Here is a 24,339-nt window from a genome sequence, read left to right as displayed (position 1 = left end):
ATTCACCTGAGGTGATGGTAGTATAAGCCTCGGCATGCCGAGTTGTGTATCCCGTTCGGTGCGAAAGCCAACGAAGTCTTCGCGGGTACTGCCGCCACCCACCTAAATGTTTTGCGCCTTTTCCTCCGGCAGACTGCGAAGGATTGAAGAGAGGGGGTCGCGCTTGGCGCGGGCCTTTCGTCGTTCCTCATGGACTTGGTGGTGCCTTAACGTCTTTTTGCCTAGCTTTTTTATTTTCTGATAGGTATATGCGTGCCAAGCAAAACTTGGAATTGATAGGCATGATTTCTCTCAGCAGTATCGCAGTGAGCGCCCACACCGATTTGGTACGGCTCCTGAAGGATGACGCCTTGTCCGGTGTTGAGGGCAAACCGACGCTCAAGGAGCGCGGCAACAAGGCCTATTGGTATGCTGCGCGCCGTGTCGGGACGGAGATGCGGTTCACCTATATCGGCGAAGACAGCGACGAGACGCGCGCGCGCATCGACCAGATCGAAGAGCTGCGCGCAACGGCCAAAGAGCGGCAGGCGGAACGGTCGCGGCTCGTTCGACTTCTGCGGGCGGAAGGCATGACGCCCACCGACCGGGCGACCGGGTCCATCCTGTCGGCGATGGCGACAGCCGGGACCTTCCGGCTGGGTGGCACCATCGTCGGGACGAATGCCTTCCGGCTCTATGAGGGCGAGCTGGGTGTTCGTTTGCCTTTGGGGGGCATGGCCAATACAGGCGACATCGACATCGCCCAGTTCGAAAAACTGAGCGTGGCGTTGCAGGATCAGGTCGACCCGGGTTTGGCCGAGACGTTCTCCGCGCTCAAATTTGATCCCTTACCGGCTCTTGACCAAGGTCGGACCTGGCGATGGTCCCAAGGCGGGAGCGGCCAGTTGGTCGAGTTTCTGACACCTGCGTTCGGGGATGAGACTATCCGTGATCTGCCAGCATTGGGCGTGAACGCTCAAGGATTGAACTATCTCAACTTCCTGATTGCCGAACCAATCCATGCCGCGGCGATCTATCGATCTGGCATACTCGTGCAGGTTCCGCGTCCAGAGCGCTATGCGATCCACAAGCTGATCATTGCCAATCGAAGGCGTGACGGAGCGGGGAGCCTCAAGTCCGCGAAGGACCGCGAGCAGGCAGCCTTTCTCATCGAGGTGATGGCCGAGGACCGTCCCGATGATCTGGCCCGCGCCTATGCTACCGCGCTGGAGGTTGGCCGACGCTGGCGCGAGCATATTGGCAACTCACTGAAGCGGATGCCTGAGACGAAACTAATCCTCGGCGGGTTGGGAATGTGATTACCGCAACGGGGTCGCACAGAACCTCGGACAGAAGGCGGAAGCGAAAGGCCTGACGGTCATGCGGGTTTCGGACCCGGCGAAGACGGCGTCGCAGGATTGAAGAGAGGGGGTCGCGCTTGGCGCCGCCCTATCGTCATTTCTCATGGCGCGTGCGGTCGGTCACGCAAGATCGACAGGCTGCGGCGGCCGGCACCGCCATCCCCAAGACTAAATCCTCTGACGAGGTTGGGCCACCCTAGGACGATCTTGAGGCGGCCCGGAAAGCAACCTTAAGCAAGTACACTTCTTTCCTCTGGGCGGCATTGACAAGAAATTCGAGTTTTAGCGCCCCTAGGCTTAGCCATGTTGCCGCGCCGCGTTCTATCTGCTTTTGTCCCCCCATGCTGAACACCGCTATTCTCGCAATTGTTACGCTCACTGGTGCGATACTGATTTGGCCTCGGGTCGCCAATTCGGTTATCTGGCGAGCGACGATCACTCCCTTGGCGTCGATCATAGGTAGCGGCTTTCTGATTCTGGGGCCAATCCTTGATGTTAGCTATGGCGGGTTTGCACCGCTTGTAATGGCTGGCTTGTGTGTGGTGGCCTATCTATTTGGAAGCGCTATTCGGTTTAACATTGCCATTATTGAAACGGACCCCTCCTCGTCACGGGTGATCAACGGGCTTGAAGCCACGGCTTCCCTAGTGCTCGCCTTCGCATTCATCATATCCGTTGCCTACTACCTCAATCTGTTTGGAGCCTTTGGAGTAAGTCTAACAGAGCTTGACGACGATTTTCACGCCAACTTGCTGACCACGGCAGTTTTCCTGCTGATCCTGTTCACAGGATTGACGCGTGGCTATTCAGCGCTAGAGCGATTGGAGCAGGCTTCAGTTGGTTTGAAACTGGCGATCATCGCAGGTCTTTTGCTCGGGCTGGCCGTGCATTTCGGGGACGTAGCAAATCAAGGCGCCTTGCAGTTTGATGCGCCAGAGGTCACCGGTTGGGCGAGCCTGACGTTGATGGCGGGTCTGATAGTGACTGTGCAAGGGTTCGAAACGTCACGTTACCTTGGGTCGACCTACGATGCCCGGATGCGTATCAAGTCAATGAAGCTGGCACAGTGGATATCTACAGGCATTTACTGCGTCTACATTTTGCTTCTTACCTATGCGTTTGAAAGTGAACCTCAGTTTTTGAACGAGACTGCGATTATTAATCTGATGCGGATTGTTGCACCGATCCTACCGTTATTATTGGTCGCCGCCGCGCTCAGCGCCCAGTTCAGCGCTGCAATTGCAGATACCAGTGGGTCGGGTGGCCTAATTGCCGAAGTCACAAAAGGCGTTGTCCCAGAGCGCGCTGCGTATGCGTTACTGGTTGGCGTAGGAATCTTACTTACTTGGACTGCAAATCTTTTTGAGATTATAAGCTATGCGTCTAGGGCCTTTGCGTTGTATTACGCAATTCAGGGAGGCATCGCTGCTCTCCGTGCTTGGCGATGCAACAACTCGGCACACGTGGCTCTCTTTGGTTCTGTTAGTCTATTGGGCCTTGCGATGGCATTATTTGGAACACCGGTTGAGTAATTTAGGGCGTTCCAAATCCTGATGCCAATGTCGCCTTCTCCTGCAGGGCCGTTGCCGGTGACGACCTAACGCTGCAATTGGGACAAAAGGGCTGCTTTGTCGAAGCTGTGACAAGGAATGGCATCTCATGGCCAATCTCCGGTTTAGTTGACCTCCGCCATGTTGTACCCGACTGGACGCGCATCTAGGTGCCGGATCCGTCGCCGCAAAGCCACAAGTCAGCTCTAAGCCCGCTTTAACCTTTTCTACGGTATGCACGAATGTCGGCGCAGCAGTCAAAGCCATGCTGTACCGAACAGAAGCGAGCTGGTCAGTACCCCCAAGAGGGGCACCGCTATCGGAACGCTGAAATGGTCGGGCTCATCGTCGCCTCTCAGTTTCAGCCGTATTAGTGCGGCGTTCACCAGTATAAATACCAAAAGAACGATTTGTGACGTACGTTCTGCCAGCTCGTCAATTGGGAGGGCCAAAGTCAGCAGTATTATGATGCACATCACCAAGAGCGTCGCGACAACCGGAGTTTGTGTTCTCCTACTGACGATGGCTAGAGCAGAAAACATGTGCCCTCGATCTGCCAAGCCATAAAGTACCCGCGACGCCATGATCATTTGAATCAAAACACCGTTTACCGTCGCTACGATAGCGACGATAGCAAAGCTTTTCTGTATGCCCAGGGGGGCCATTTCAAAGACCAGTGCAAGTGGGGCTGAGGACGAGGCCAGTTTGCTTAGCGGCACAGCCATAAGTACAGCGGTTGTCGTAGCCAAATATAGCATAGTCGCGATTGCCAAGGTCAAAACAATGGCCTTGGGCATGGTCGACACGGGGTCCTTAACCTCTTCCGCAACGTTCGCCATGTCCTCGAAGCCGACAAACGCGAAGAACGCCAATAGCGAGGCCGCGCCAATCCCCATCCAATGCGGTCCAATGAGTGGAGGTAACATGTCAATAAAATCGATGCCGACAGATCCGGACATACCGAAGCCCCAGATAGACACAAAGATCAGACCACAGATTTCGATGAGGGTGATAATCGCGGCTACGATGACCGACTGAGTGATGCCCCACAACGCGATGAGCCCCATCAACACGACCACTACAACAGTCAGCAACCAGTGAGGTGCTACTATCATCCCCTGGAGATATGATGCTGCTCCGATGGCGACAGCGGCTGCCGAGACCATGCCTGACAACGCAACAGCCAACCCAACAAGGGTTGCCATCAAACCGGACTTAAATCCAGCTTCGACATACGCTGCTTCACCAGCGCTTACGGGGTACCGGGTTGATAGCTCCGCGTATGAAAAAGCTGTAAAAGCAACGACAATAGCTGCAATCAAAAAAGAGACCGGGGCGTAGGCTTCGGCCACGGCCGCTGTTGTCCCCACCAGTACATAGATGCCAGCGCCGACAGTAACACCGAGCCCATAGAGCGTGAGCAAGGGCGTGGTTAGAGAGCGGCGCAGTTTCTCCCCATGGTTCGCTTCAATCGCCTGGCTGTCGGGCGCGGTCATTGCAAGTAAATCCTTATAGAGCTTTCCTGAAAAGCAGCACGTTTACTCCAGAATGATCGAACGCGTTGCGTGCGTGAAGGGTTTAACTTTGATTAGGCCGGTAAACAGACAGTCCTGCCCGCGCATTCATAGCTAAGATTGTACTGCAGAGTGTTCGACCGAACGGACGTTGGTTTCGCGCTCGCAGCGAATGTTAACAAAGCGGGCTGCGGCTCAAAATCCGAACTCTTCGGCGGCCGGTGGTTCTGGGCTGTGAGCGAGGCTGGCCTGCGCCTGCCCAATTGGAAAGATGCCGCAGCGCCGCAAGTCCGCTTCGAACCCAGAGTGACTCATGCTGCGCACCGGACGAATGTCAGCTTTCCATAGCATTTCCGCATGAGTCGGCCTGGCGGAGTTGCGGCGAACGCCCACTTCTCCTCGCAGTGCCTCCTAGTCGCGCCGCGGTGGCACACCTTGCGTCGGCATCTCGCAAAGGAGATCTTTATCTATTAGAAGCCAGCCACGCGAGTGGTGGTTTTGCGGGGGATCATTGTAGCGCACGCACTCAACGGTGTGGGTGGCGTCGGGGATTTCCGTGTCCGTATAAACCAGTCGCCCTTCTTCGAATGTGTGCCACATGTCTGTGATTGTTCCGTATTCGTTGGCGACACCCGCAACGTAGCCTCAAACCACCTCGTAAGATTGCGCTGGAACTACCGAATGTTTCCACTCGAGGTTGTCGCCGAGAAAAGTGAAGAGACTGCGCTGGCAAACAGGGAAGGTTCGCTTTTCGCGCTCTGCAAAAATCCGGAAAAAGGGATCACCTCCGAGCACAAGAGTAGCTCCTACGGCTATCGCGAAACCAACTAAAATAGCCCAGACAAGAGTAAGAAAATTGGTCAGTCGAGCACCTCATTTTTTGGGAGGCATCGCATGAAGCCTGCGATCAACGCAATGCAGATCGTGGGTTAGCCCGTTCCGCAAATAATGGACAGAAGCGGCCGTTGGGTTTTGAGCTTTGAAAGTCCGCATCGACGACTTCGAACGGGCCAAAATGCTACGCAACTATTCCGATGTCTGCTTCGGAGGGGCTGCAGCGCGGCGACGCAAGGTTCGGTCAATGTCTGCTAAAGGCCACTTCCGCCCATTGGTATCCACTCTGACGCACACCCGGACAGCGCCAAAGGTGCCGCAACGCCCTCAGCCAGATTTGAGCCAAACCCGCGCATTCGATTTCCTCCGCCCACGCGCTCGCACCGCAATTTCTGCTGCCTTTGCACCCGTCGGGTGCCCACTGCCAACATGCAAACGCCTGCCTGTCGCCGGGCTCAACTGTTTCCGATTATTTGCAAAAGTTTTCTGAAATTTGTAATTTAGAAATACATAGTACTTATTGGATCAATCGAGAAGGAGATGCACAGGGATCATCGGTCGCATTAGGCGTGAAGTCCCGCGGATAGTCGCGGTTGAGCGCGGGATATCCTTGTCCTTCTGCGGAATTCTTCGCGGCTTCATCAGTCGCCGCTGCGTTCGCAATCATTTCTAGAAGTATCGGTCTCATGTCAGAGCCCCCCGAGGTCCTTAAGTGCGACAACGACCCGGTCCGCCATGTGAACGCAGCGTTGGCCGTCAAACGGAAAGATCGCCTCGAAGCCGCCGCGGGCCTGTTCTTCCAATGCGGTCCTCAACCGGCGTCGCGCACGAAACAGCCGTGTTTTCACCGTTATCGGGTTTATATGCAGCGCCTTGGCGGTTTCGGCTGTGTTCAACCCTTCGGTTTCGCGCAAGATGAAGACAACCCGCAGGTCAGGCGGCAGGTCGGCGACTGCCTTTTCGGCGAGGGCACGGATCTGCGACCGGCCGATGCTGGCCTCGACCGGCTCACCACCCTGCCCGGGAAAAGTCAGGATATGGGATGCGTTATCTTCGGCCACGGTATCATACGCCTCGTATGGACGATCGCGCCGACGCTCCATCTTCGCGCCATTGATGGTTATCCGCGTGATCCAGGTTGTAAAGCTCGCTTCCCCTCGGAAGCTGTCCAGTTTGGCAAAGGCCGCAAGGTATGCATCCTGCACCACGTCTTCCGCTTCGGCATCACTGGAGACGATGCCGCGGGCAACCCGAAACAGGCGAGGATTCAGGCGACGGATCAGTTCACGTACTGCCGCTTCGTTGCCTTCGCGCGCACCCCGGACAAGGCCGGCTTCGGGTGTGGTCGCATCGTGAGCAGGATTGGGCAGAGGCTTCATCTGTGATGTCATGACCTGTTCTCCAAGCCGATGCTGCCTGTCGCAAGAATTGCCTCGACCTCCGGAAGCGCCGCGAGAACCTCGATAGAGACGCCGTCGCGTTCCCGGGAGGGGCCTTCCCAGCCGGCATGATGCGGTGTGCCGACAACGATCCTGCCGACCATCGCCGCCATCTCGTGTGGGAGGCAATAGTAGTCGTAGACGCCCGGCGTCGTGAGAGTGACCTCAAAGCTCTCGTTAGGGAGCAGAAAGTCGCTGTTCCAAGGCTCAGCAAATGCGGGTATGCGCCGCGTCCGGCCGAAGATCTTCGGGTGATAGGCGGTTGCAGTATGGCTGTTTCCCGGATCCCGGTTCGTGAACCGTAGCGTCGTGCCAGGCTCCACCGCGAGACCAATCGGGTCGAACCAGATTCGCTCTCCACGGGAGGTACCGCGCATTTTGATCTCCACCCTGGTCTGTGCGAGGGCCTGGAAAGGGATCCCGAGGGCGGCTGTGACGCCGCCCCCGAGGAGTATGTGTCGACGATTAATGCGGGTCATTGCGCAAGCCGTCCTTTTGCATTGGCGTCGTGGAAGAGCACAACATGCGCATGGGGCTTCTCGACGCCCGGATGGCCAGCATTGTAGTAGATGTCGACCGAACTCACCGTGTGAGAGCCAATCCCAAGACCGTCGTAGGCGGTCCCTGCCTGAAGGCCCTCCAGCGGAGTCATGTAGATTGAGGCCGAAAGCTTGCCGTCATGGTCGTAGGCAAGGAACGGGCCTGCCGGCAGGGTTTCAGGATTGACGAAAAGTGTACCCAAGCCCGGAATAAACTCGGGAAGTGGCAGCACGTCGCTGACCTGCACATAGGGTGTACCGGGAGGAGATTGCCGCAAGGCCTCTTCATCATGGGCATTTACAAACGTCGAGGAGGCCAGAACGAGGCTCGAAGTCAGGAGGAATTGCTTGATCATGAGGGTGTCCTTTTCTGTTTTGCTTACGGTGCGCTCTGTCGTCACCTGGCCATTGGATGCAGCGAGTAAGAAAAGGTTCCCGGAAATCCTTCTGATTTCGATCGGTACAGGGCTCTTTTTGGAACGCCAATTCGCAACCAGAAAGTACGAGAAACGATCAACGAAAGAGGGCTATACTTGAGCTGTCAAACTCTGGAAAAACAGGCTCGCATCAGTTTTGCAATAGTGCTCAATCGCTTACCCGGCCAAACATCACCCCAGCCTCGGTCAGGATGAGATCGAGGCGAATATCATGGGGTTGCGGATAGATGATCGCGAGTTGCGCTGTCTTGATCCCGATGCCGATGGCAAAGGGATTCGGGGTCAGCTCCGCCAGCGTCCGGTCGAAATACCCCCCCCCATAACCGAGGCGATAGCCATCCGGCGTCCAGCCGATGAGGGGGGCAAGCGCGATGTCGGGCGTCACGACGTGCGCGTCCGGGGGCGGAACTGGAATGTTCCAGTCGCCACGCACCATGCGCGTTTCGGGTGTCCAGCGGCGGAAGGTCAGCGGCGCCGCCTTGGCTTCCACCAGCGGTAAGGCGACGGTGACGCCGTCCTCGTGCAACTCGGTCATCAGCGGGCGCAGGTCGGGCTCGCCCTTGATCGGCCAATAGGCGGAAAAGACCATGCCCCGCGCCCCGTCGAAGCGGTCTTGCAACACCTGCCGTAAATGCCCGGCCAGCGCCGCGTCAGTCTCCTTGCGCTCGGTGACCGGCATCGCCAAGCGCGCATCGCGCAAGCGGGTGCGTTCTACCTTGCGCCAACGGGCCACATCGCGCGCCTGTGCGGGATCAGTGGCAAGCGGGTCGAAGTAATCCGGTGCGACTTCGGCAGCATAGCAGGGCGGGGAGGAAAAGCCGCTTTGGCAGCGGAAGCTCTTGGACTCGTCGCTCATGAGGGGGACGTGATATCGTTATGGGGGGTACCTTTCAGGATATGCCGGGCCTGTGCGATGATATCGGTCAGGCGTGTCGCGGCGGGTACAATCTCAAGAATATCTCCCGCGCCCTGCCCTGCATAGAGCGCCATTGCCTCCAGATTGCCGGTGGTCGTGCGCAGGGGTGAATCCGTGCTGAAGCGCAGGCGAGGCTGATCATCGTCATGGGCGATGGTCTCACGCGGCAGTTTGTCTGGGTCGTGGCCCAGATAGGTGCCGTCGAGTCCGTCGGTCACGCTGTTGGCGATCACACGCACCGCCGCCCCCTTCGGCCAGTTCAGCACGAAAGCATCGGTCAGTATGGTATCGTCGCCCGAGGCCTCGACGATGCGAGACTTGTGATAGGGATGGGCAAAGGATTCCTCGGTCGCCAGAAAGGCGGTGCCACACTGCACACCGCTGGCCCCGATCGCCAACGCGGCGGCAAGCCCTTTACCTGTCGCAATCCCGCCGGAGACGACGACCGGCAGGCCGGTCTGCGCAAGGATCTGTTCCGCCAGCGCGAAGGCGGGGTATCGGCCGTGCACATGACCACCCGCCTCGACGCCCTGCGCGATAATCACATCCGCCCCGGCCTTTTCGGCAAGCCGTGCCGCCTCAACCGTGCCGACCTGATGCAGGACGAGGCAGCCCGCGCGTTTCACCCGCGCCACCACATCGGGCATCACGTCCCAGAAGAAGCAGAAGGCGGTTACGCCAAGATCGAGGCAGCAGGCAATTTGCTCATCAAGCAGCAGTGGCTCGGTCGCCGCCGGGATCAAGTTGACGGCAAAGGGCCGGCCGGTTGCTGCCTGCATGGCAGTGACTTCCCGTGTGATCAGGTCCGGAGATTCGCGTACCATTCCCAACATTCCGTAGCCGCCCGCGTTGGTAACGGCGGCGGCCAGTTCCCAACGGGAAACGCCGCCCATCCCAGCCAGCAGCACCGGCTGGTCACATCCCAGCAGATCACAAAGCGGTGTGTGTAGCGGGGCTTCTCGCCGGTCTGTCATGTCTGCTTCTCCCGCTCTAGCCATCGCTGCAGGTAATCCCGCCGCACGATGGCGTTGGTATATTTCTCGTCATTCGAGGCACAAAGCAGCGTGACGACACCCTTGCGCGCCTATCCGGCAAGCTCGCACAGCTTATCCTCGTGCGTCGCAAGTTCCGCCCCGCAACTGACACCATTCCCAACCATGCTGGCCGGCCAGCCCGTCCAAATTCCACAGCCAAATTCGGATGCGCAAGTCGCAAGTGATTTGACGGCTCATCGAATTGATCCGGCAAAACAAGTTTTGCCCATGTACCAGGATCGTGAAAGCGAATTTTTTTCGTTAATGAAATCGGCTTTTGTCATGTTAAGTGCTCAGACCCCGACTGACAGATGCGCCATTCTATCTCCGGCACATCGCCTTGCCGAGGCATGGCGACCTTTGCCCCCGGCGCAAAGTGGGCGGCATCAGCGATGCTGTACTGCTCACCTGCCCGCCATCTCCTGAAGGTTGGCGATCATCGGGTCCAACAATGTGTGATTGCGATCTTCACGAACCAGTATCCACGCGGGAAGTTCGAAGGTCGGGGCATTCTCGACCAGGCTGAGGCTCCCATTTTGAAGGTGCCTTTCGATCAGCCGCCGGGGAAAATAACCACATCCCGAGCGGCGCCCCAAGACCTCAATGCCCAGCCAGCCAATGTTGACGGTGGTTGCCGGCCCGGGGAGTTCGGCAAAGCTGGCGGCAAGCTGGGCATCAAATTCCGGGCCCCAATCCACATGCACATATTGATCTAGCTTCAAAACGCCGTCGGGACCGGATGTCACCATGACCAATTGGTCCGTCATGAACCGCTGAAGTTTCAGGTTGGGCCGGTGTTGCGGTGTGTACATGATCCCGAATTCCAGCCGCCCGTCCACCAGTCCCTGCATGATCTCCGGTTCAAAGGCACTTTCGGCCCTGAAAGAGATATCCGGGTGTTCGCACTGCATTTGGCTGAACCAATCTAGCATAAGACCATCCCACAGGCCGATCCGGGCCCCGATATTGACTCGTGCTCGAAAATGCTTGGGCAGGCCGATATCCTGCCGTGCCTGCTCGAATGTACGCACCATCACGTTGGCGTGCTTCAAAAAACGCCCTCCCTCATTGGTAAGGGAGGCACCGGATTTGTTGCGGACGAAAAGCCGGCACTTAAGCGTATCCTCAAGGGTTCGTATTCTGGCGCTGACAGTTGATTGGGTGACATGCAATCGCTCTGCGGCCGCGACAAAGCTGCCGGCATCGGCCACGGCAAGGAAGGTCCTGGCGTGCTCGGTATTCATGGCGTCCCACATTTATCGCAACACTCGATATCAAATACTAATTATATTCGCTTTTCGATCATCTTGATACCCGGGATACTCAGTCGAAGGACGCCTGCCTGAATTCTCATTAATTTGCCTGAAATTACACAAAATTCGGCCGCAAAAAATGAGCATGCATTCTTGAATGCAATAGAGTGCGAGCGCAATGCCTACCACATTCAACTGGATTTATTTGGGCAATGAGTCCCTTGTGTTGGACCCCACTGAGGGCAATAGTAGTGCTGAGGATGCTCAGTTGTTTGTCGGCCAGAGTTATGGCACCGCTGGCGATCCGCTCTATCAGCACATTACCAGTGTGACTACCATAGACAATGGTGGCGCGGCTGGTGCGCTAGACATGAACAACAATGCCGCGAACGACGCGTTCTCAACCAACATCGGCAATGGGACCCAAACCTTTACCTTTGATGGGTTGAGCGTCTTCAACGCCACGATCACCTATGCCAATGGAACCACGGCGGCGGTGACAGCGGTTATTGCACAGTCTACGACGGGCGAACTGTTTCTGGCCCCAGAGATCACCAGTAATGCAGATTCAAGCCTTTACGAGGCTGGACCGATTGTGTCGATCACCTTGGACAGCGTCAATTCCAGCACCAATACCAACCTCGGCGGCAACCGCCTTCTTCAAGGCTGGGATGACGGGGTGATTGATGGCACCTCTGGCAGTGATCTTATTGATGCCGACTATGTCGAACCGACCACCTCCGGATCGGATCGCGTCGACAATGGCGACGGGTTGAGCGGTCCGGGCTTCAACGATGACGTGATCAACGCCGGCGCGGGCAACGACACCGTGCTGGCAGGTCTGGGCAATGACTCGATTTCTGGCGGCTCGGGCAATGATTCTTTAAGTGGTCAAGCAGGAAGCGACACTCTCCTTGGCCAGAATGGAGCCGATACGCTGATCGGCGGTGCGAGTGATGACAGTCTAGATGGTGGTGCGGGTAATGATGTGCTTTACGGCGATGCTGGTCCGGCGGAGCGGTGGAGCTATCAGGTCTTCACCCGTGATTTTTCCTCGGCCAACGGACAGGCTTTCGCCATCGAAAGCGGCACACTTGCGGCCTCTGGCACGGCTGCCGGGTTCGATGTCACAGGCCACGGCCAACAGGCGACGGGGCAAAATGATCCAAACGACTACGGAATCATCTATACTTCTACCTTGATCGCCTCAGAAAATGGGGTTTATCGGTTTGAAACCACTTCGGACGATGGCTCGACCCTTCGCATTTTCGACAGCCAGGGCAACCCCGTCACCTTTACCAATCAGAATGCTACGACCGGAACATTTCTCAATAACGACTACCATCAAGCCGCGACCGCCCGTTGGGGCGAGGTCACGCTGGAAGAGGGTCAAAGCTACACCATCGAGGTGCGTTACTGGGAGAACCAGGGCGGCAACGTCTTATCAGGGCGTGTGACCCCTCCGGGCGGTGCAGTCCAAGATCTGGCCACCAGTCCTCTGATTGTAGGCACCGACAGCATCGCCGGCAACGATATCCTCGATGGCGGTGAAGGGGCCGATCTTGTATTTGGTGAGGGTGGCAATGACACATTGATTGCGGGTGAGAATGACACGCTCTATGGCGGAGATGGCGATGATCTATTTGTGATCCAAACACCTGCCGAGACAGGTATGGGGACCATCACGATTGTCGGCGGCGAAGGCGACGAGACAAATGGCGACACACTGCGTCTCACTTCCGATATAACTCGTTCGGACATCAATTTCACCAATCTCAACGATGCCACAGGCGGATTGTCGGGCAATTTCACGCTGGCAGATGGCACAGTCGTAACCTTCTCGGAGATCGAAAACATCATCTGCTTCACCCCGGGCGCGCGGATCTTGACCCCACATGGCGAGCGGGCGATTGAGACGTTGCGCACTGGCGACATGGTGATCACCCGCGATCACGGGCCCCAACCCATCCGCTGGATAGGTCACCGATCGGTTCCAGGCGTGGACAAGTGTGCCCCAGTTTCTATCGCCGCGCATGTGCTAGACGGCGCGACCGATGACCTGCTTGTGTCGCCACAGCATCGCCTGCTTTTTACCGGCTACAAGGCAGAAATTTTGTTTGGTTTCCACGAAGTTCTGGTCGCTGCCAAGTATCTGATCGATGGGCGTGATGTGGTTGTGGCTCCGCAGGCAACAGTGACTTATTTCCACCTGATGCTTGATCAACATCATGTAATCTATGCCGATGGCGCAGCCACCGAGAGCTTTCACGCAGGCGATGTTGGAATCTCGGCGATTTCTGACCAATCACGCGAGGAAATGTTTAGCGTCTTCCCTGAATTGAGAGCTAATCCAAATGCTTTTGGTAGGACCGCCCGTCAATGTCTCAAACCCCATGAAGCGCGGCTCTTGCTGCCGACTACGGCCCCTGTTCGGCTAGAGCTCTGAGGAGAGGCGTAGAAACCATATCGGGATTGCCCGAGGCTGCATTTGGCAAATTCGCAATAATCCAGTTATACTTAAGAAATTCGTACCCGGCATGACGCTTGGAAAGTCCGCTTACTCCTTTCTCAAGTCGAAAAGTTTCACCTCAGAATGCATTCTGGGACCAAAGCCGCAATTTCCCTCGCTGCAGCAACAGGGTTGATCTCCAAGAGTTGAATTGGCGCACTCGGCTCACTGCTAGCACTCGCCACGTAGAGCTTCGTGAACATATTGCGCTCATACCCCAGACCTCGCTAAACTGATATTTGACATATCATTATCCGTAAACTAAAGATCTATTATCCCATTCAGGATATGTTGCATGATCACCGGACCTCAGATGCGCGCTGCGCGTGCCCTTCTCGGCATCGACCAGAAGACTTTAGCCGAACTGGCGGGCCTTTCCGTGCCGACGATCCAGCGCATGGAGGCAAGCAGCGGCAATGTGCGCGGTGTCGTCGATAGTCTTACTAAGGTCGTGACCGCGCTCGAACTCGCCGGGATCGAGCTCATCGGAGAAGGTGCGGTCAGCTCGGCAAGCGGACGCGGTGTCCGACTGAAGGAGCCTCCGCCGAAACACTAATCGCTAAATCCGCGACGGTGACCGCCGACACCAAGCCGACGATCCCGCCGCTCCCTTCCCAAAGGTGCGGCCAAAGATGAAAGACCAGACGACTAGACAAACAGACGTTGCAAGCTTCGCTGAGCTCTTCACCCCGAAACTCGTGACCGTTCTGCGCGAAGGCTATGGGCTGACGCAGCTGCGGACAGACGCCATCGCCGGGTTGACCGTCGCCATCGTGGCATTGCCCCTTTCTATGGCCATCGCTATCGCGTCGGGCGCGACCCCGGCGCAGGGGCTTTATACGGCGATCATCGGCGGTTTCCTTGTGTCGCTCCTTGGCGGATCGCGCTTCCAGATCGGCGGTCCGGCCGGTGCCTTCATCGTACTGGTCGCCTCCACCGTGGCCCAGCACGGGATGGAAGGGTTGATTCTCTCCACTTTTCTATCAGGGCTGATGCTCGCGGCCTTAGGTTTCCTGCGCCTAGGCATCTTCATCAAATTCATCCCCTTTCCGGTCACGGTGGGGTTCACGGCTGGGATAGCCTTCATCATCTTCGCTAGCCAACTTAAAGAGTTGTTCGGTCTGACGTTGGCGCATGAACCGGGCGAATTGCTGAAGAAGATCCCTGCGCTCTGGGAGGCACGGGAAAGCCTGACACCGACGACGCTCGGCCTGTCTGTCGCCACGATTGCCGTCATCCTAGGGCTGCGACGCTGGCGTCCGCACTGGCCTGGCATGCTGATTGCCGTTGGACTTGCCGGAGCCTCGTCCGGATTTCTCTCCCTACCTGTGCAGACCATCGGCACGAAGTTCGGGGGGATACCTTCCTCACTTCCCGCGCCGAACCTTCCTTCACTCTCATTGGAGGCAATACTCGCGGTCCTGCCTGCCGCAATCTCCTTCACCCTGCTGGGAGCCATTGAATCGCTACTATCGGCTGTCGTCGCTGATGGCATGACCGGTCGCCGCCACCGCTCGAATTGCGAACTAATAGCGCAGGGCGTAGCCAATATCGGCTCTTCTTTGTTTGGCGGCTTCTGCGTAACCGGCACCATTGCGCGGACCGCGACCAATGTCCGCGCGGGGGCGCATGGCCCAGTTGCTGGCATGCTGCACGCGCTGTTCATCCTGCTGTTCATGCTCGTCGCGGCACCTCTCGCCTCCTACATTCCGCTGGCGGCGCTCGCCGCAGTGCTGGCCGTCGTGGCCTGGAATATGATCGAGAAATCGGCCATCGCGATCCTAGTCCGCTCGGACTGGGGCGAGGCGACAGTCCTCGGCGCCACCTTCTTCCTCACCATCTTCCGAGACCTAACCCAGGCCATCATCGTCGGCTTCGCTCTCGGCTCCGTTCTTTTCATTCACCGTATGAGCCGCACGACAGAGGTTGCGACGGACATCGCCTTTGTCGGTCGCGACGAAGCCGATGTCGCCAACCCGCGTGGTGTTTACCACGAGGAACTGGCTGCGAACCCTGACGTAGTCATCTACCGAATCACTGGTGCGCTGTTCTTTGGCGCGACGGCCTCGATTGGGTCGGTCCTCGACCGCATTCAGGACACCCACAAAGCGCTGATCGTGGACTTCTCGGCCGTGCCGTTCCTCGACTCGACCGGCGCTAACATGATCGAGAGCCTAGCACAAAAGGCGCAGAAACAGAGCGTCAAACTCTGGCTCACAGGCGCTACTCCTGAAGTTCAGCGTGTGTTCGTCACCCACGGCCTGAAGCGTCCACTTGTTCATTATGTCGCCACGGTGGACGAGGCATTGATACGGGTAGTCAATGGCGCCGATGGCGATCAAGAGGCGACCTAATGCCCGGTCCTATTGGAGACAATCATCGAAGGCCCCGTCGTCGGAACAGCCAAGCCGAAGCGCGCAGGCGCTTTGTCTTTGGCGCGCTTGAACGTCCGCGAACTCAGGCGGAACTGCGCGACGCGTTGGGAATGAGCAACAGCGGGATCCTTCACCTACTGCGCCGGATGGAACGAGATGGGCTTGTTCGGCCCGCCGAACGGGTCGCCTGTACGCGAATTTGGGAGCGGGCGGTCAAGTCGACAACAGATCCATGATCATAAGAGGCGATATCGGGGCGAACCGCTTTAGTGGGGGAACTCAATTGCGGCCTGCAACCACGGCATATTGACGGTATCAGTAAGGTCGGGTTTGGGTCGACTTCCTTCCTAGGGTGTCTATATCTGGCGCACATCCAGATCGTGCCACCGCCTCTGCAGCGCCGCATGTCGGCTTTACGCCCGAAGCGGGAAGATTTGCCACATCAATCAGCGACTACAGCGTCGACCTCGATTTCCACAAGCCATTCCGGATTCACAAAGCGATTGATTGCCATAATGGTGTCAACCGGACGGGCGTCCCTGCAATACTCTTTTCGTGCTTCAATGGCGGCCTTCCAATTATCGATCTCTGTCAAAATGACACGCGTGCGGACTACATCATGAAGACCGGAATCAGCCTGTTCGAGAGCTGCCTTTATGATCTCGAAACATTGCTTGGTCTGAGCGTAAACGTCCCCCACACCCACGGTCTTTCCATCGCTATCAACAGGCGCAGTGCCACCCACAGAAATGTAAGGACCTACTCGGACCGCACGACTGAAGCCGACGATCTCCTCCATTGGGTTGCCGTTCGAAATCAACTGCCGTTGGTGGTCCATGTCGCCCCCCACTATGATTAGGACAATAATAAGCGAAAATGTTCGATAAGTCAGCTTCGTCTCGCTCAAACGACCTTCAACCTTCGAGAATGCATGAATAGCCGATTTGAGGAGGCTGCGCTGCATCCATTGGCAGCCGTCATTCCCCTCCAAGATACGATTGACGGACGGCCACGTTGCCGATAGGCAGTCGCCCATGGAAAACACGACTATCATCGCAATGACTTGGTGGCTGGCCTCCTGACAAGGTGGCCGGATGACCAATAGTATTCCGAGGCCGCCGCATGGGCGGTCTTTTTGTTTTCCAAGCTTCCCGATGCGCGGCCTCTCATTTGATGAGAACACGCAAAATGAACAAACCAATAATCTTGACAGGCGACCGCACGACAGGACCGCTTCACATCGGGCATTACGCAGGCTCACTTGCAAACCGGCTGCTCTATCAAAACAGCCATGACCAATTCCTGCTACTAGCGGACACGCAGGCCCTGACCGACAACACCCATGATCCGGCAAAAGTCCGACGCAGCGTGATCGAGATCGCGCTCGATTATCTGGCTGTGGGCATTGATCCCACTCGCACGACGATTTGCCTGCAATCGCATCTTCCGGCGCTGGCCGAGCTGTCGATGTTCTACCTGAACTTCGTCACGGTCGCACGGCTCGAACGGAACCCGACGATCAAGGATGAAATACGCGCACGCGGGTTCGGCCGCGATATTCCCGCCGGATTTCTCTGTTACCCGGCGGCACAGGCGGCGGACATCACGGCCTTCAAGGCGACGGTCGTACCGGTCGGCGAGGATCAGGCTCCGCTGATCGAGCAGACGAATGAGATTGTCCGCCGGATCAACGCAACGGCGGGCAGCACCGTGCTGCCAGAAGCCCAGGCGATCATCCCCAAGGCGGGGAGGTTGCCCGGCATCGATGGCAAGGCCAAGATGTCGAAATCCGGCGGCAACGCCATTCCGCTCTCCGCCTCGCCTGACGATATCCGTGCTGCTGTCAAAGCGATGTTCACCGATCCCAACCACCTGCGCATCGAAGACCCAGGCCGTGTTGAGGGAAACGTGGTCTTCGCCTATCTTGATGCCTTCGACCCCGACCAGGACGAGCTTGCTCAGCTCAAGAGGCAATACGAGCGCGGCGGGCTTGGCGATGGCAAGATCAAGGCGCGTCTGGAAGCTATCCTTCAAGACCTTCTTGCGCCAATTCGCGCGCGCAGGAGACAGCTCTCCGAGGATCGAGGCTACATTCTTGAGGTGATCAAAGAGGGCACGGAACGGGCGCGGGCGCGCACTGAGGCGACCAAGCGCGAGGTGGTGAGCGCTTTAGGTTTGTTCCAATTGTAGGAGTGCAAAGGCGCGCGAGGCGGACGAGATCTGCCTCGCGCGCTGCACGGCTTTTCAGGCATCGGTTACCCGAACGCGTTGTCTTCATTGATGGAACTGGCGTGAAGACCATTCTGACCCGCCAGCGTGGGCGGGCGCAACGGGGCGAGCGCCTGACGATGGATGCGCCTGGTCAGGAGCCTCAACGATCTCACCAAGATCGTCGACGAGATCAACGGCAAGGGGGCCGCGATCAAATTCCTGAAGGAAAACCTGACATTCGTCGCCGATGTATCGGATCCGATGGCAGAGTTTGAGCTGCACATCATGGGCTCTTTCGCCCAATTCGAGCGTGCGGTGATCCGCTAGCGCCAAGTCTAGGGGATCGATCTCGCCACGGAGAAGGGCAAATACAAGGGCTCTCGCCCCTGGACAGACCACGATCAGATCGCGGAGCCGCTCGGCACAACAGATATCAAGTCCCCAGAGATCGCCCGTCGCACCGGCGCGTCCACGAGCACGCTCTGCCTCCGGGAGAAGTTCGGGATGTCACGGGCCGAGCTGCGACTTCGGCATCGCATCAAAAACGGAGAAATCTCCGGCGAGGCCGCTGAATAAAATGGAGATTAACTTTCCGATGGTAGCAGTTCCGGGAACTGACAAGACAGAGGAAGGATCCGAGATGCGGATCAATTTGCAGAAGATCGAGGATCTCGGGACGTCGATCGAGGCGATCCATCATCATGCCCGCATTATCAGCGACCTGGGCTTTACGGTCTACGTCAGGGTTTGGGAAGCGATCCTCAGCCCCGAATGGCTGACCACGATGAATATTATGAGGCGAGAAGATCTTGCCACGCCTCGGCAGCGTCGAGCGCGCGCCCTCGGCAGCCTTAAAAATTAAGGTTTGTTAAATAATGCGCAGTGGTGCGGTAAAAATTGAGGAAAAGAAAGGCCCCCGATCAACGGGCGATGCCTCATTTAATCACCTCCAAATCCTTTTCGGGGCTTCCAAACTCAATTGGTCCAACGTCTTCTTCGGATTCTATAAGGGCGGAAAGTTCGATCAAGATGGTGTGAAGGTCGGCGATATCTTTGAGAAGGCATTCGCTCTCCTCTCAGATCCAGAGATCACAGATCTCTATGTTTCACAAAATCTTTTCCGGGAGTCCCGCAAAGACGAAAGCTTGGCATGGCTGAATGCCAATTACATCGACTGCGATTTCTATAAGATGGCCGCGCACCAGGACAAGCCTGTGGCCCAGGTTGTCAAAGAGGCTCTCGATCACCTCAAGGAGCTCAAGATCCCCTCCCCCACCATGACCGTGAGATCTGGCCGGGGCTTCCAATTCATCTGGGCTATTGATCCCATTTCTATCCCGAAAAAGGAAAAAGAGAAAACAAATGGTTCCCGCAAAAAGGCTCGCTCAGCCCGCCCGCGTTGGAAAGCAGTCCAGACGCACCTTCAGGAAGCTCTCGCCTCCTTTGGCGCCGACACCATGGCACTCGATACCAGCCGGATCTTCCGGGTCGCCGGGTCCATCAACAGCAAGAATGGCGAGGTGGTCGAAGTAGATCTGTTGATCAATGACGGCTCCAGATACTGCTTCGATGATCTCGCCGACCAGGTGCTGCCCCTCTCGCGCGAGGAGTGTCGAGCCATCAAAGCCCAGGCCAAGGCCAAGAAAACCAAAGCCAAGAGAACAAAGCGTAAACACAATAAGGGCGGGCTCTCGATTTCGGAAATCCATCAGATGCGCGCCGACGAGATGATCCGGCTGGCGGAGCACCGTCACCCCGACGGGATCCCCGACGGCCAGAGAGATCTCTTCATTTTTCACATTTCTGCATGCTTGGCCTTCCGCCATGGGCATCGAGCTCTTTACTCCAAGATGATCGAGATCGCCGGCCGCCTGGCGCCGGATCTCACCGCTAAAGAAATCCGATCGATGGTCTCGGCAAACCTCAAGCGCGCCAAGATGGCTGAAGCCGGCGAGCGCATCGAGTTCAACGGCCATTCCGTTGATCCTCGCTATCGATACCGGTCCGAGACCCTAATCCGGAACCTGGCTATCACCCCGGACGAAATGGACATCCTGGGCCTCGTATCTCTTGCTGATGACGGTCGAAAGGCGGCCCGCCGAAAAGTGAAAGACCGGGTCTACAAAGAAGAGGTCCGCGGCGATCGCGCCAAGCGGGAAGCCAAGGAAAAGATGAAACAGGAGCGAGCTCGCCTGGTTCAGGGCCTGCTTCGTGACGGCCTCTCGCTGCGGGGGATAGCCGCGAAAACCGGGCTCACCTTTAGCCAAGTCCAGACGGCCGCCAAGGTCGAGCTCGCTGAACCGCTTCAGGATCCCCAGAAACAGCCCTCAGAAGCTCAAGATAATGTTTTGCAGCTGAAGACACCTGACAGACCCAAAAGCTCACCAAATCGCTCTAAAAAGAGTTTTGGTGTTATTGAAAGGCTTCGATCCTTCAGGAAGACCCCGGCCCCCCGCCCTGCTGTAGCTCCGGTGGACGTGGACGATTCAGTTCCCGCCGATATTCCACTGTTCGATCACGAGACCGCCATGCCGGCGCGTCGGCTGGCACTCGGCGAAGTGCCGTTCTAAGAGATCTCAGAGCCCATTCCTGGGCTGCCTGCCCCTACCCTACCGGTTGATCTCATGAGCTGCGCCTGAGCGCAGTATAAGGCTATAGGAGTACACCTTTGCCCCTGGATGGTCCCGAACCCCTAAGAACGAAAAGAGTGAAGGATAGGACCCTATACGGGCTCTGGGAGAGGTTCTGTGACCTAACGGAGGTCAGGACCCGTGGAGAGGTAGAGAAATTATTATTTTTTGCCGTGGGCCCTGACCTGACCCTCCGCCCCCCTTCCAAAAGGTTTCCATGACAAGCCTGTGCTACCGCCCAGGCGGCCCGTGGCCCGGCTATGCCATTCATACTAGACGCCAAAAAATCGGACACCTCAGAAACCCATTATTTTATTGGGCTGCCTGACCCCTGCCCTATCGGTTGATCTCATGAGCTGCGCTCAGGCGCAGTATAAGGCTGTAGGAGCATACCTTTGCCCATAGATGGTCCCGAAGCCCCTAAGAACGAAAAGAGTGAGGGATAGAGCCCTACACGGGCCCCAGCGAGGGGTCCCGTGACCTAACGGAGGTGAGAGCCCGTGGAGAGGTGGGGAAATTACTATTTTTTGCCGCGGGCCCTGGCCTGACCCTTCGCTCCCCTTTCTGAAAGAGTTCATGGCAAGCCTGTGCTACCGCCCAAGCGGCCTCTGGCCAGGCTATGCCAATCATAAGAGAAGCCAAAAAGTCCGACGCCCCTGAAACACCTTAAAACTAAGGGGAATCCTGCTTTTTGATCGATTGGATTGTCTGATCGGGACTGTTGCATAAATTGTCTGCTTGGCGAGCGGGATCTCGATCACGCTGCGCCGTACTTTTGCCGGATCATGGGCGTTGTCGGTCAGGGCCTGCGTGTCCGCTAGCAGCAGGAATTGGCCATGGCTGTTTTGATAGAGCCGCCGGTTTGCAAGTGAGCCTGCGTAATGCCCGATGTGAAGCGGTCCTAGCCGTGTCGGCGGGCGCGATCGCCCTCGTCATACCGCCGTCCATTCCGATGATCCTGTATGCGGCCTCAGCAGAACAGGATGTGGGCAAACTGTTCCTGGCGGGGATCATCGCTGGCATCCTGATCGCGGTCCTGATGGCGATCTAAATCTATTGGTTTTGCATCCGCCACGGGCTGCGCGCCAAAGGGAAATTTGACTCGGCGCTGGTGCGAAAGACCACAGTGCGCGGCGGCTGTGCGCTCTTGACGCCGGTGTTCGATCTTGGCGTCATTTAATCCGGCATATTTTCACCCACCGAAGCTGCGGGCGTTACCTGCGTCTAGGAAAATCAGCCAAGAAGGCTGAAATCCGCGATCCTTAAACTTCGATTAATCATTGGGTGATATGTAGGAGGTGTCTTTAAATATGGAGAGTAACATAAAGACCATTATAAATGCCATCATCTATGACACCGACACAGCAGACAAGATCACATCGATGCGCCATAAAACCAATAACCATTCTTATTGGTTTCAGGAAGAGCTCTATACCACGGAGAATGGACGCTGGTTTATCGCTGGGGAAGGCGGGTTGCATTCACATTATGCAATCGATGAGGGCGATGGCAATAAGATTGGCGGCGCCAAAATTACCCCGCTGGCCATTCCTGAAGCGATGCATTGGCTTGAGAAACACCGCAAGTATGACATCCTTGAAGAGTTCTTCGGAGCCTATCTGCAGGCAGCTTAAGCGCTCGTTCTCGTAGATCCTTCAATCCTTTTGGCTGGGCCCTTGCCCCGGCCCGGCTTTTTGCCTTTCAGATTTAGGCCGCAAGCTTGAAGCAAACGGCCCTCTTCCTCATACGAGCCTACTCTCTTTCCACGCCACCAACCCCCGCATCCACCAACTGTTCCCGATCCGGCGAAGCTGCCAGTGTCACCAGATCAAACGTCCTCAGAAGTTGTTCGATCATCACAAAGGTATAGGTCGTGCATAGACGCGGTGATCTTGGTCCGGGGCCGAAGAGTTCCCGATGCATGCAGCCGGTCGACTAGGTCGCGGCTGATGTCCTTGCAGAAGATATCTTTCAGCCCTTCCCGGGTGATTGGCTGGTGGTAGGAGATGGCAGCCAAGACGGCAATGCCAAAGGCGCTCAGATCGACCAGCTGATCGCTTACATCAGCTGTCACATAGATCGTTGGCGCCGCGTCACAGATTGGTTGAGCCCCCTACTTCGCGCCTAGCCCTCTTATCCCCTCTCCTCCTTGCGGCGACGCGCCAGTTGCCAGAGCACCAAGAGGAACAGCAAGCCGTAGGCCGGAACATAGAACCACTCATTGGCCATGAGCGTGTTGGGCTTATTAAATTTAAGTACGACCCAGTCGAAATCCACTCGCCATTTCTGGGCCGGGCTGTCAAAGGCAACATTGTCGACATAGACCCCATCGGGATCAAAGCGCATCTCCATCCCGGTGGCCTCCAGCAGCCGATCTTCGCCGCTTGCCCCAGACGCTCCCAGCGGGATCGCCACAACCCTCTGCACGACATCGCCGCTAAAGTTCTCACCCTCCATCAACATCTGGATCTGCGCATCATCCCCTGCCTGTTCCACCACTGTCAGGATGGTCTCCGGGGCGACCGCTTGAACCGGTCCAGCAAAAACCCGGCCGCAGCAGCTGTGCGAACCGAGTAGAAAAATGCCTGTACACTGGTATTCATCGGGTCGGAGCTGCCCACTGCTGCCCCCGCAAAGCTATCCACGGTAACCGATTGATTGGTAACCTGTTTGTAGCTATATCTTCCTTCATAAGGACACCAGATCGGCTGTGAGGTTCCTTCCGCAACGCACGTTGTCCAATTGGAATAGTGGATAAGGCCTAGGCCGAAGAGAGCGCCGAGATAACCAAGGAGTTGCCTGCAAAGGTGGCTCCTTAGGTCTTTCTAGCGTCTACAATTTTTGACTTTTCTGCCCATGAGTGCCTGACTGATTACCCCAGCGATCTTGACCTTTTGGCCGTTTACCGGCGGGCGGGCCGTGGCGGGCTCTTTAGACAAAAAGACGTAGCTCGTGGCGAATGACATCGAATCTGCCCTTGTGAGGCTTAACGATGAAAAAGGCGGCGTAGGCTGTTCCGTCGTCCATAATCATCGTTGCATTATAGGTGCCGCAGTAGATCTGTTGCAAAGTTTCTTACTGACCGAAGAGATGAAACCGAACCCGCGGCTTATGCCGACAGTTCTGCAAATTGACGAAACGGGCAGATTCCTGGCATGATTTGGCCTTTGCGGATCATGTGCGTCACTTCGGTTCCGTCCAGTGCAGCCTCAATTGGGATCGGACAACCAAAGCCTTTCAGCATCTTGTTTATGGCTTTGATGCCAACCGTGTTAGCTCCGCTTTTGGCGATGACAATCTTCCTCGGAAGCCGGTTGACCTCCAGCATCCTGGCAAAGAACTTTGTCGCAGCGGGTTTGTTTCGTCGCGGGGAAAGCATAAAATCAAGCGTGTTGCCGTGCTTGTCGACGGCTCGATAGAGATAGGCCCAGTTGCCTTTCATCTTGTTGTAAGTCTCGTCCGTTCTCCAAGAACGGTCGCACGGTCCCTTTCGTCTGCGCGCAACATCTGCAATTGCACTAGCGTATTTTACATTCAACGGTTTAGCGTCGTGTGATCTACCGCAACGCGGCGCTCGGACATGATTTCTTCGAGATCACGGTACGACACGCCGTCTCGAAGGTGAAAGAACACAGCAAAGAGGATCACATCCTTGGGATATTGTGCGCCTTTAAAGAAGATCATGAGCTGATCTTTCGACTAGATGGGACCGAAAGCCATCCACACGCTACACTCATGCACGACAACAGCCAAAACTT

General features: G+C 56.7%; 23 protein-coding genes and 3 pseudogenes. 14 read left to right on the top strand and 12 right to left on the bottom strand.

Annotation, left to right across the window (positions count from 1 at the left end; translation table 11 throughout):
• Window positions 1–248: 248 nt before the first annotated feature.
• From WA237_RS17380 to WA237_RS17370, 3 genes and pseudogenes are all read left to right on the top strand, one after another.
• The gene (locus WA237_RS17380) at window positions 249–1,298 is read left to right on the top strand and encodes a nucleotidyltransferase family protein (protein ID WP_442970281.1); all 1,050 of its coding nucleotides are present in this window, start codon (window positions 249–251) and stop codon (window positions 1,296–1,298) included.
• 7 nt (window positions 1,299–1,305) lie between these two features.
• A pseudogene (locus WA237_RS17375) lies at window positions 1,306–1,401 on the top strand (DUF2493 domain-containing protein); the annotation flags it as partial.
• A 280-nt stretch (window positions 1,402–1,681) separates the two neighbouring features.
• Window positions 1,682–2,872, top strand: a complete 1,191-nt coding sequence (locus WA237_RS17370; RefSeq protein WP_336099148.1) for a hypothetical protein — start codon at window positions 1,682–1,684, stop codon at window positions 2,870–2,872.
• Window positions 2,873–3,147: 275 nt separating this feature from the next.
• On the opposite strand, the gene WA237_RS17365 is transcribed toward WA237_RS17370, so the two are convergent.
• Window positions 3,148–4,386 carry an APC family permease gene (locus WA237_RS17365; RefSeq protein WP_336099147.1) on the bottom strand — a complete coding sequence of 413 codons (1,239 nt, stop codon included), beginning with the start codon at window positions 4,384–4,386 and terminating at the stop codon, window positions 3,148–3,150.
• A 699-nt stretch (window positions 4,387–5,085) separates the two neighbouring features.
• Between WA237_RS17365 and WA237_RS17360 the strand changes: the two genes are divergently transcribed.
• Window positions 5,086–5,235, top strand: a complete 150-nt coding sequence (locus WA237_RS17360; protein WP_336099146.1) for a hypothetical protein — start codon at window positions 5,086–5,088, stop codon at window positions 5,233–5,235.
• Between the two features lie 692 nt (window positions 5,236–5,927).
• Here WA237_RS17360 and WA237_RS17355 read toward each other — a convergent pair.
• From WA237_RS17355 to WA237_RS17330, 6 genes are all read right to left on the bottom strand, one after another.
• Window positions 5,928–6,629, bottom strand: a complete 702-nt coding sequence (locus tag WA237_RS17355) for an RNA polymerase sigma factor (RefSeq protein WP_336099144.1) — start codon at window positions 6,627–6,629, stop codon at window positions 5,928–5,930.
• The gene (locus tag WA237_RS17350; protein ID WP_336099142.1) at window positions 6,626–7,156 is read right to left on the bottom strand and encodes a plastocyanin/azurin family copper-binding protein; all 531 of its coding nucleotides are present in this window, start codon (window positions 7,154–7,156) and stop codon (window positions 6,626–6,628) included. Before WA237_RS17350 ends, WA237_RS17355 begins: the two co-directional genes overlap by 4 nt.
• A complete protein-coding gene (locus WA237_RS17345; RefSeq protein ID WP_336099141.1) occupies window positions 7,153–7,572 on the bottom strand; it encodes a hypothetical protein in 420 nt (139 codons plus the stop codon). Before WA237_RS17345 ends, WA237_RS17350 begins: the two co-directional genes overlap by 4 nt.
• Window positions 7,573–7,801: 229 nt before the next feature.
• Window positions 7,802–8,509, bottom strand: coding sequence for a 5-formyltetrahydrofolate cyclo-ligase (locus tag WA237_RS17340; protein ID WP_336099140.1), 708 nt, complete (start codon window positions 8,507–8,509; stop codon window positions 7,802–7,804).
• A complete protein-coding gene (locus WA237_RS17335; protein WP_336099139.1) occupies window positions 8,506–9,543 on the bottom strand; it encodes an NAD(P)H-dependent flavin oxidoreductase in 1,038 nt (345 codons plus the stop codon). The genes WA237_RS17340 and WA237_RS17335 overlap by 4 nt, the downstream gene beginning before the upstream one ends.
• A 464-nt stretch (window positions 9,544–10,007) precedes the next feature.
• Window positions 10,008–10,847, bottom strand: coding sequence for a LysR family transcriptional regulator (locus WA237_RS17330; protein WP_336099137.1), 840 nt, complete (start codon window positions 10,845–10,847; stop codon window positions 10,008–10,010).
• Between the two features lie 187 nt (window positions 10,848–11,034).
• Here WA237_RS17330 and WA237_RS17325 point away from each other — a divergent pair, with 187 nt between their 5' ends.
• From WA237_RS17325 to WA237_RS18690, 4 genes are all read left to right on the top strand, one after another.
• Window positions 11,035–13,302 carry a Hint domain-containing protein gene (locus WA237_RS17325; protein ID WP_336099135.1) on the top strand — a complete coding sequence of 756 codons (2,268 nt, stop codon included), beginning with the start codon at window positions 11,035–11,037 and terminating at the stop codon, window positions 13,300–13,302.
• Window positions 13,303–13,660: 358 nt separating this feature from the next.
• On the top strand, window positions 13,661–13,921 hold the full coding sequence (locus tag WA237_RS17320) for a helix-turn-helix domain-containing protein (protein ID WP_336099133.1): 261 nt from the start codon (window positions 13,661–13,663) through the stop codon (window positions 13,919–13,921).
• Between the two features lie 76 nt (window positions 13,922–13,997).
• Complete coding sequence (locus WA237_RS17315) at window positions 13,998–15,719, top strand: SulP family inorganic anion transporter (protein ID WP_336099131.1); 1,722 nt, start codon at window positions 13,998–14,000, stop codon at window positions 15,717–15,719.
• Window positions 15,719–15,976: a winged helix-turn-helix domain-containing protein gene (locus WA237_RS18690; protein WP_442970280.1), complete on the top strand. Its 258-nt coding sequence runs from the start codon at window positions 15,719–15,721 to the stop codon at window positions 15,974–15,976. The genes WA237_RS17315 and WA237_RS18690 overlap by 1 nt, the downstream gene beginning before the upstream one ends.
• 206 nt (window positions 15,977–16,182) lie before the next feature.
• Here the strand turns inward: WA237_RS18690 and WA237_RS17310 are convergent, their stop codons facing one another.
• Window positions 16,183–16,794 carry a RidA family protein gene (locus tag WA237_RS17310; protein WP_336099130.1) on the bottom strand — a complete coding sequence of 204 codons (612 nt, stop codon included), beginning with the start codon at window positions 16,792–16,794 and terminating at the stop codon, window positions 16,183–16,185.
• A 68-nt stretch (window positions 16,795–16,862) separates the two neighbouring features.
• On the opposite strand from WA237_RS17310, the gene trpS reads away from it, so the two are divergent.
• From trpS to WA237_RS17290, 4 genes are all read left to right on the top strand, one after another.
• On the top strand, window positions 16,863–17,930 hold the full coding sequence (gene trpS, locus WA237_RS17305; protein ID WP_442970279.1) for a tryptophan--tRNA ligase: 1,068 nt from the start codon (window positions 16,863–16,865) through the stop codon (window positions 17,928–17,930).
• Between the two features lie 162 nt (window positions 17,931–18,092).
• Complete coding sequence (locus WA237_RS17300) at window positions 18,093–18,278, top strand: recombinase family protein (protein ID WP_336099128.1); 186 nt, start codon at window positions 18,093–18,095, stop codon at window positions 18,276–18,278.
• 313 nt (window positions 18,279–18,591) lie between these two features.
• On the top strand, window positions 18,592–18,813 hold the full coding sequence (locus WA237_RS17295; protein WP_336099127.1) for a hypothetical protein: 222 nt from the start codon (window positions 18,592–18,594) through the stop codon (window positions 18,811–18,813).
• 13 nt (window positions 18,814–18,826) lie between these two features.
• On the top strand, window positions 18,827–20,521 hold the full coding sequence (locus WA237_RS17290; RefSeq protein ID WP_336099125.1) for a hypothetical protein: 1,695 nt from the start codon (window positions 18,827–18,829) through the stop codon (window positions 20,519–20,521).
• Window positions 20,522–21,207: 686 nt separating this feature from the next.
• Here WA237_RS17290 and WA237_RS18685 read toward each other — a convergent pair.
• Complete coding sequence (locus tag WA237_RS18685; RefSeq protein WP_442970282.1) at window positions 21,208–21,471, bottom strand: hypothetical protein; 264 nt, start codon at window positions 21,469–21,471, stop codon at window positions 21,208–21,210.
• Between WA237_RS18685 and WA237_RS17280 the strand changes: the two genes are divergently transcribed.
• On the top strand, window positions 21,450–21,632 hold the full coding sequence (locus WA237_RS17280) for a TRAP transporter large permease subunit (protein ID WP_336099179.1): 183 nt from the start codon (window positions 21,450–21,452) through the stop codon (window positions 21,630–21,632). The two genes, WA237_RS18685 and WA237_RS17280, sit on opposite strands and share 22 nt — an antisense overlap.
• Before the next feature lie 259 nt (window positions 21,633–21,891).
• Window positions 21,892–22,215 carry a hypothetical protein gene (locus tag WA237_RS17275; protein ID WP_336099124.1) on the top strand — a complete coding sequence of 108 codons (324 nt, stop codon included), beginning with the start codon at window positions 21,892–21,894 and terminating at the stop codon, window positions 22,213–22,215.
• A gap of 118 nt (window positions 22,216–22,333) precedes the next feature.
• Here the strand turns inward: WA237_RS17275 and WA237_RS17270 are convergent.
• The 3 genes and pseudogenes from WA237_RS17270 to WA237_RS17260 all read right to left on the bottom strand — a co-directional run.
• Window positions 22,334–22,670 (bottom strand): annotated as a pseudogene (locus WA237_RS17270) (SMC-Scp complex subunit ScpB); the annotation flags it as partial.
• Window positions 22,671–22,714: 44 nt separating this feature from the next.
• Window positions 22,715–23,164 carry a DUF3394 domain-containing protein gene (locus WA237_RS17265; protein WP_336099178.1) on the bottom strand — a complete coding sequence of 150 codons (450 nt, stop codon included), beginning with the start codon at window positions 23,162–23,164 and terminating at the stop codon, window positions 22,715–22,717.
• A 526-nt stretch (window positions 23,165–23,690) separates the two neighbouring features.
• Window positions 23,691–24,265 (bottom strand): annotated as a pseudogene (locus tag WA237_RS17260) (IS6 family transposase).
• Between the last annotated feature and the right edge of the window lie 74 nt (window positions 24,266–24,339).

The organism is Roseovarius sp. CH_XMU1461 (assembly GCF_037027165.1).
In the GTDB taxonomy this organism is placed as follows: Bacteria; Pseudomonadota; Alphaproteobacteria; order Rhodobacterales; family Rhodobacteraceae; genus Roseovarius; species Roseovarius nubinhibens.
This window is presented reverse-complemented; position numbering and strand designations above follow the sequence as displayed.

Excerpts from the sequence above, each read along its gene's own strand:
- WA237_RS17360 (WP_336099146.1), top strand. The coding sequence starts at position 5,086 with ATGTTTCCACTCGAGGTTGTCGCCGAGAAAAGTGAAGAGACTGCGCTG.
- WA237_RS17315 (WP_336099131.1), top strand. The coding sequence starts at position 13,998 with ATGAAAGACCAGACGACTAGACAAACAGACGTTGCAAGCTTCGCTGAG.
- WA237_RS17380 (WP_442970281.1), top strand. The coding sequence starts at position 249 with ATGCGTGCCAAGCAAAACTTGGAATTGATAGGCATGATTTCTCTCAGC.
- WA237_RS17300 (WP_336099128.1), top strand. The coding sequence starts at position 18,093 with ATGCGCCTGGTCAGGAGCCTCAACGATCTCACCAAGATCGTCGACGAG.
- WA237_RS17330 (WP_336099137.1), bottom strand. The coding sequence starts at position 10,847 with ATGAATACCGAGCACGCCAGGACCTTCCTTGCCGTGGCCGATGCCGGC.
- WA237_RS17290 (WP_336099125.1), top strand. The coding sequence starts at position 18,827 with ATGCGCAGTGGTGCGGTAAAAATTGAGGAAAAGAAAGGCCCCCGATCA.
- WA237_RS17335 (WP_336099139.1), bottom strand. The coding sequence starts at position 9,543 with ATGACAGACCGGCGAGAAGCCCCGCTACACACACCGCTTTGTGATCTG.
- WA237_RS17320 (WP_336099133.1), top strand. The coding sequence starts at position 13,661 with ATGATCACCGGACCTCAGATGCGCGCTGCGCGTGCCCTTCTCGGCATC.
- WA237_RS18690 (WP_442970280.1), top strand. The coding sequence starts at position 15,719 with ATGCCCGGTCCTATTGGAGACAATCATCGAAGGCCCCGTCGTCGGAAC.
- WA237_RS17310 (WP_336099130.1), bottom strand. The coding sequence starts at position 16,794 with ATGATAGTCGTGTTTTCCATGGGCGACTGCCTATCGGCAACGTGGCCG.
- WA237_RS17365 (WP_336099147.1), bottom strand. The coding sequence starts at position 4,386 with ATGACCGCGCCCGACAGCCAGGCGATTGAAGCGAACCATGGGGAGAAA.
- WA237_RS17295 (WP_336099127.1), top strand. The coding sequence starts at position 18,592 with ATGCGGATCAATTTGCAGAAGATCGAGGATCTCGGGACGTCGATCGAG.
- trpS (WP_442970279.1), top strand. The coding sequence starts at position 16,863 with ATGGGCGGTCTTTTTGTTTTCCAAGCTTCCCGATGCGCGGCCTCTCAT.
- WA237_RS17345 (WP_336099141.1), bottom strand. The coding sequence starts at position 7,572 with ATGATCAAGCAATTCCTCCTGACTTCGAGCCTCGTTCTGGCCTCCTCG.
- WA237_RS17350 (WP_336099142.1), bottom strand. The coding sequence starts at position 7,156 with ATGACCCGCATTAATCGTCGACACATACTCCTCGGGGGCGGCGTCACA.
- WA237_RS17275 (WP_336099124.1), top strand. The coding sequence starts at position 21,892 with ATGGAGAGTAACATAAAGACCATTATAAATGCCATCATCTATGACACC.
- WA237_RS17340 (WP_336099140.1), bottom strand. The coding sequence starts at position 8,509 with ATGAGCGACGAGTCCAAGAGCTTCCGCTGCCAAAGCGGCTTTTCCTCC.
- WA237_RS17355 (WP_336099144.1), bottom strand. The coding sequence starts at position 6,629 with ATGACATCACAGATGAAGCCTCTGCCCAATCCTGCTCACGATGCGACC.
- WA237_RS17370 (WP_336099148.1), top strand. The coding sequence starts at position 1,682 with ATGCTGAACACCGCTATTCTCGCAATTGTTACGCTCACTGGTGCGATA.
- WA237_RS17325 (WP_336099135.1), top strand. The coding sequence starts at position 11,035 with ATGCCTACCACATTCAACTGGATTTATTTGGGCAATGAGTCCCTTGTG.